General features: G+C 73.4%; 4 protein-coding genes and 1 pseudogene. 2 read left to right on the top strand and 3 right to left on the bottom strand.

Annotation, left to right across the window (positions count from 1 at the left end; all coding sequences use genetic code 11):
* Both ACXJKG_RS19335 and galU read right to left on the bottom strand, forming a co-directional pair.
* Positions 1 to 293 (bottom strand): annotated as a pseudogene (locus ACXJKG_RS19335) (gephyrin-like molybdotransferase Glp); the annotation flags it as partial.
* Between the two features lie 26 nt (positions 294 to 319).
* A complete protein-coding gene (gene galU, locus ACXJKG_RS19330; protein ID WP_456847352.1) occupies positions 320 to 1222 on the bottom strand; it encodes a UTP--glucose-1-phosphate uridylyltransferase GalU in 903 nt (300 codons plus the stop codon).
* A 120-nt stretch (positions 1223 to 1342) separates the two neighbouring features.
* Here galU and ACXJKG_RS19325 point away from each other — a divergent pair, with 120 nt between their 5' ends.
* Positions 1343 to 1981: a 5-formyltetrahydrofolate cyclo-ligase gene (locus tag ACXJKG_RS19325; protein WP_456847351.1), complete on the top strand. Its 639-nt coding sequence runs from the start codon at positions 1343 to 1345 to the stop codon at positions 1979 to 1981.
* Here the strand turns inward: ACXJKG_RS19325 and ACXJKG_RS19320 are convergent.
* The gene (locus ACXJKG_RS19320; protein ID WP_456847350.1) at positions 1971 to 4538 is read right to left on the bottom strand and encodes a penicillin acylase family protein; all 2568 of its coding nucleotides are present in this window, start codon (positions 4536 to 4538) and stop codon (positions 1971 to 1973) included. The two genes, ACXJKG_RS19325 and ACXJKG_RS19320, sit on opposite strands and share 11 nt — an antisense overlap.
* A gap of 146 nt (positions 4539 to 4684) precedes the next feature.
* On the opposite strand from ACXJKG_RS19320, the gene ACXJKG_RS19315 reads away from it, so the two are divergent.
* Positions 4685 to 4951, top strand: a 267-nt coding sequence (locus ACXJKG_RS19315) for an FmdB family zinc ribbon protein (protein WP_456847349.1), incomplete at its 3' end; no start/stop codon positions are given.

Here is a 4951-nt window from a genome sequence, read left to right as displayed (position 1 = left end):
GACGCGATCCGCACGGCGGTGCCGGGGACCAGCCGCAGCGGACCGCCGGGCCCGGGGCGCACGTCGTGCGCGACCGGCAGCGCCTGCACGCTGGAGTAGCCGGCGCCGGCCGTGTCGTGCGCGGCGACCGCGTACCCGTCCCGGGAGGCGACCGCGAAGGCGGGCAGGTCGTGGGTCGCGACGACGTCCGCGGCGAGGATGCAGCCCACGGCGTCGTGCAGCACGACGTCGAGGGGCGCGACCGGCCCGACGGCGGCGAGCACTGCCGCGAGGTGGTCCTGGACCGATCTCATGCGCGCATTCTGCCCCGCCCGGCGGGTCAGTCCGTCAGCGACTCCGCGAAGTCGGTCAACCAGGCACGAAAGTCCGGGCCCAGATCCGGACGGTCGACCGCGATCTGGACGACGGCCTTGAGGTAGTCCAGCCGGTCGCCGGTGTCGTACCGCCGGCCGCGGAACACGACGCCGTACACGCCGCCGCCCTCGGACGCCGGCAGGTCCGCCAGGGTGGCGAGGGCGTCCGTCAGCTGGATCTCGCCGCCGCGGCCCGGCTCGGTGTTCTCGAGCACCTCGAACACGGCCGGGTGCAGCACGTAGCGACCGATGATCGCCAGGTTGCTCGGGGCCTCGTCGGCCGCGGGCTTCTCGACGAGACCGGTGATCTTCACCTGGTCCGCGTCGTCGGCCCCGTCGAACGCCTCCACCGCCGCGCACCCGTACATCGAGATCTGCGCGGGCGGCACCTCCAGCAGCGCGATGACCGAGCCGCCCGTCCGCTCCTGCAGGGCGAGCATGGTGCTCAGCAGCTCGTCGCGCTCGTCGATCAGGTCGTCGCCCAGCAGCACCGCGAACGGCTCATGCCCGACGTGGTGCTTGGCCTGCAGGACCGCGTGCCCGAGCCCCTTGGGCTGCCCCTGCCGGACGAAGTGCACGTGCCCCAGGTCGGTGGACTCCCGGACCTTGGCCAGCCGCTCGAGGTCGCCCTTCGCCTCGAGCGCCGCCTCGAGCTCCGGCACGGCGTCGAAGTGGTCCGCGAGGGTGCGCTTGGAGCGGCCCGTGATGAGCAGGACGTCGTCGAGCCCGGCCTTCACGGCCTCCTCGACGACGTACTGGATGGCCGGCTTGTCCACCACCGGGAGCATCTCCTTGGGCGTCGACTTCGTGGCGGGCAGGAACCTGGTCCCCAGGCCCGCGGCGGGAATGACTGCCTTGTGGATCGTCATGTCGGGACCTTAGTCGCGCGTGTCGGGGGTGCGCAGTGGCGTACGTCACCACCCGGAAGTGTTCACACCCGATCCCCCGGGACGTCGCCGGGGCGTCTCCGCGTGGGCGACACTGTTCCCATGAGCAGCGTCGCCCAGCCGTATCCGCGCGTGTCCGAGGGGGACGAGGTCGAGGACGTCAAGGAGCGGCTGCGCACCGCGATCCGCGACGCCCGCAAGTCCCGGTCCGTCCGCCTGCGCGACGAGGCCGCCCACGCCCTGGCCGACGTGGTGCTGACCATCCCGGCCGTGATCGACGCCGGCTGCGTGTCCGTGTACGCGTCGCGCGTGACCGAGCCCGGCACGGGCCCCCTGCTCGAGGCGCTCGCCGCGCGCGGCGTCCGGGTCCTCATGCCCGTGCTGGGCAGCGGCCTGCAGCGCGACTGGGCCGAGTACGCGGGTCCCGACGACCTGCGCGAGCGCGCCCCCGGCCGCCCGCCCGAGCCGGGCGGCCAGACCCTCGGCGCTCCGGCGCTGGCCGACGCCGACGTCGTCATCGCCCCGGCCCTGGCCGTCGACACCACCGGCGCCCGCCTCGGGCAGGGTGGCGGCTGGTACGACCGGGCGCTCGAGCACCTGCGTCCGGGCGTGCCCGTGGTCGCCCTCGTCTTCCCCGAGGAGCTCTACGACGCCGACAGCCGCCCGCTGCCGCGCGAGCGCCACGACCGCCTGGTCGACGCGGTCGCCACCCCGCTGGAGTGGCACCGCATCACGGGGTGAGCGTCAGCCGGTCCCGGACGTCGGCCTCGGTCGCCGCCTGCGTGAACGGCCAGGGGAAGGTCTCGCCCCGCGACCACGGGCCCAGCTGGTCGGCGTAGTGCACGCTCGCCGGGTGGCCGGAGGTGCCGGTGAGCGTGACCCACGTCGACGCGTCCAGGTCCCCGAGGTCCACCACCATCCGCATGGACGGGGCGGCGGTGACGTCGAACGAGCCGGAGCTGGCGTCCCACGCGGTGGCGTCGACGATGGACGAACCGCCGCCGACCGCGACCGGCTCCGGGTTCACCAGCTCGCGGATCACCGACGGGACCGACGGTCCGCCCAGCACGGGGTGCTCGGGCGCGGCCGTGTGCAGCTGCCCCCAGCGCCAGTCCGTCGCCTCGCGGCCCAGCTGCGCGGTGAGCTGCCGGCGGGCCGCGACCATCGCCCGCGTGAGCACCTCGTCGCGTCCCTCGACCACGCCCGGCGTCGTCTTGTCGTCCCACCACGGGGAGTTGGGCTGGTCGATCAGACGGCGGACCACGTCGAGCCAGCGCGAGGAGCCGTCCGGGCCGTAGCCCTTGGGCAGGTCGTCCGCGAAGGCCGCCTTGAGCACGTCGGCCCAGACCGCCGAGAAGTAGGCAGCCGCCGCCGAGTCGGGCGACTGCACCCGGTCCCACGTCCGCAGCAGCTCCTGGCCGTCGTCGTAGAACGAGTCGTCGATGTGCAGTGAGAGCAGCACGGGGACCAGCACGTCCGCGTACGGGCTGTGCTGGTCGAACTGGATCCGGCTCATGTCGGCGACGGTGACCGCGTGGTCGGCCGTGTCGGTGCCGAGCAGGTCGCGGATGCGCTGAGCGCGGTACCCGTAGTCCCAGTCGGCCGTGAGGAACGGGCCCATCCCGGCGGGCGCGACGGCCTGGTTCGCGGTGACGATGTACCCCTCGGGCGGGTCGATCGTGCGGGGCATGTCGGCGGCGTCGACGAACCCCGTCCAGTCGTACCGGCTGTCCCAGCCCGGCCGCGGCCAGGTGCCGTTCGACGGGACCGGGCCGCCGGGGACGTTCGCGCGCACCGGGATGCGGCCCGGCGCCTGGTAGCCGATGTGCCCGTCCGTCGTCGCGAACACGATGTTCTGCGACGGCACGTCGAACAGGGCGGCCGCGTCCTGGATGTCGTCGGAGTTCGACGCGACGTCCATCGCCAGCACCGCGTCCATCGTCCGGCCCGGCTGCAGGGCGGTCCACGACAGCGCGACCTCGAAGCGCCGGCCCGGTGCGCCGTCGGGGACCGGCGCGGTGCCGACTCCGACCAGGTCGAGGACGTCGGACACGATCGGCCCGTGGATCGACTCGCGGACGGTCAGCTTGACGTCGTCGGCGCCGTTGACGTGGATGGTCTCGGTGCGCTCCGTGATCGGCGCGACGCCCCCGTCGACCTGGCTCGTGCTGCCGTCGACCCGCTCGAGGAAGAAGTCGGTCACGTCGGCGCCCAGGTTGGTCAGGCCCCAGGCGAGCTTGGCGTTGTGCCCGATGACGACGCCCGGCATCCCCGCGAACGCGAAGCCCGAGACGTCGTACGGGCAGTCCGCGGTGACGTCGGCGCAGCGCAGGCCGACCTGCTCCCAGATGCCGGGCGCCGAGATGCCGAGGTGCGGGTCGTTGGCCAGCAGCGGCTTGCCCGACTTGGTCAGGTMGCCGGAGACCACCCACGAGTTGGAGCCGACGCCCTCACCGTCGCCCATCAGGTGCGGGACCGCCGCGAGGGCCGCGCTCGCCGAGGCGATCGCCGCCTGCAGGTCCGTGTCGTCCAGGTCGAGCATCGTCGCCGGCGCGCTCGTGCTCTGCGCGGCAGTCACTGGCAGGTCCGCGGCGCTCAGGATGGGCTGGTTCAGGTCTTGCGGGTAGGTCGGGAACAGCTCGTCGACCCGCGCGATGTCCCCCACCGACGAGAACGAGGCCGCGCGCGCCAGCTCCTCGTCGTAGTTGCCGCGCAGGTCCCACGCCATCGCCTTGAGCCATGCGAGCGAGTCGACGGGATCCCACTTCTCGGGCGCCCGCACGGTCACCTGCCGACCGAGCACGCTGTACTCGACGGCGAGCGCGCCCGGGTCCTTGCCGTCGAGGTACGCGTTCACGCCGTCGGCGTAGGCCTGCAGGGCGTCCCGGGTGGACGGTTCCAGCAGGTCCCACTCCTGCTCGGCCACCCGGCGCCAGCCGAAGGTCCGGACGACCTTGTCCGCCTCCAGCGCGTCCGCGTTCTGGCCCACCAGCTCCGAGAGCCGCCCCGCCGTCACGTGCCGGCGGTAGTCCATCTCGAAGAACCGGTCCTGCGCGGCGACGTAGCCCTGCGCCTTGAAGAGGTCCTGCGCGGTCGTCGCCGTGATCGTCGGCACGCCCCGGTCGTCCCGCGTGACCGTCACCTCGGCGTCCAGCCCCGGCAGCTGCTGCTCGCCCGAGACCTCCGGGAGCGGGCGCCGCACCACGACGAAGACGAGCACCAGGGTCGCCACGAGCGCGACGGCGACCACCACCGCGACGGTGGCGAGGGAGAGTCGGACGAGGTGAGCACGAGACACGCTTCGGAGGGTACTTCGCCCGCCGCGCTCCGACCGCCGCAGCACACCCGCGGCACAGGGCGGAATGTCCCGCGCGTGCCAGCGGTTACGATTGGCACTCGGACGATGCGAGTGCCAGACCTTCATCAGCTGCCAGGAGACCTTCAGTGCCCACCTACGCCTACGCCTGCACGGCGTGCGGTCACGCCTTCGAGATCGTGCAGTCGTTCAGCGACGACTCGCTGAGCGTCTGCCCCGAGTGCGAGGGGCGCCTGCGCAAGGTCTTCTCGTCCGTGGGCGTGGTGTTCAAGGGCTCCGGCTTCTACCGCAACGACGCCCGCGCGGGCGCGAAGTCCTCGTCGCTGAGCCCCGCCGCCCCCGCGGCGACCACGCCGACCCCGTCGCCCGCGCCGTCCGCGCCGTCGTCGTCGAGC

The sequence above is a fragment of the Cellulomonas sp. P5_C6 genome, from assembly GCF_054049635.1.
This window is presented reverse-complemented; position numbering and strand designations above follow the sequence as displayed.

What these genes read in the sequence shown, in the direction of transcription:
- galU (WP_456847352.1), bottom strand. Translation starts at nt 1,222, where the DNA reads ATGACGATCCACAAGGCAGTCATTCCCGCCGCGGGCCTGGGGACCAGG.
- ACXJKG_RS19325 (WP_456847351.1), top strand. Translation starts at nt 1,343, where the DNA reads ATGAGCAGCGTCGCCCAGCCGTATCCGCGCGTGTCCGAGGGGGACGAG.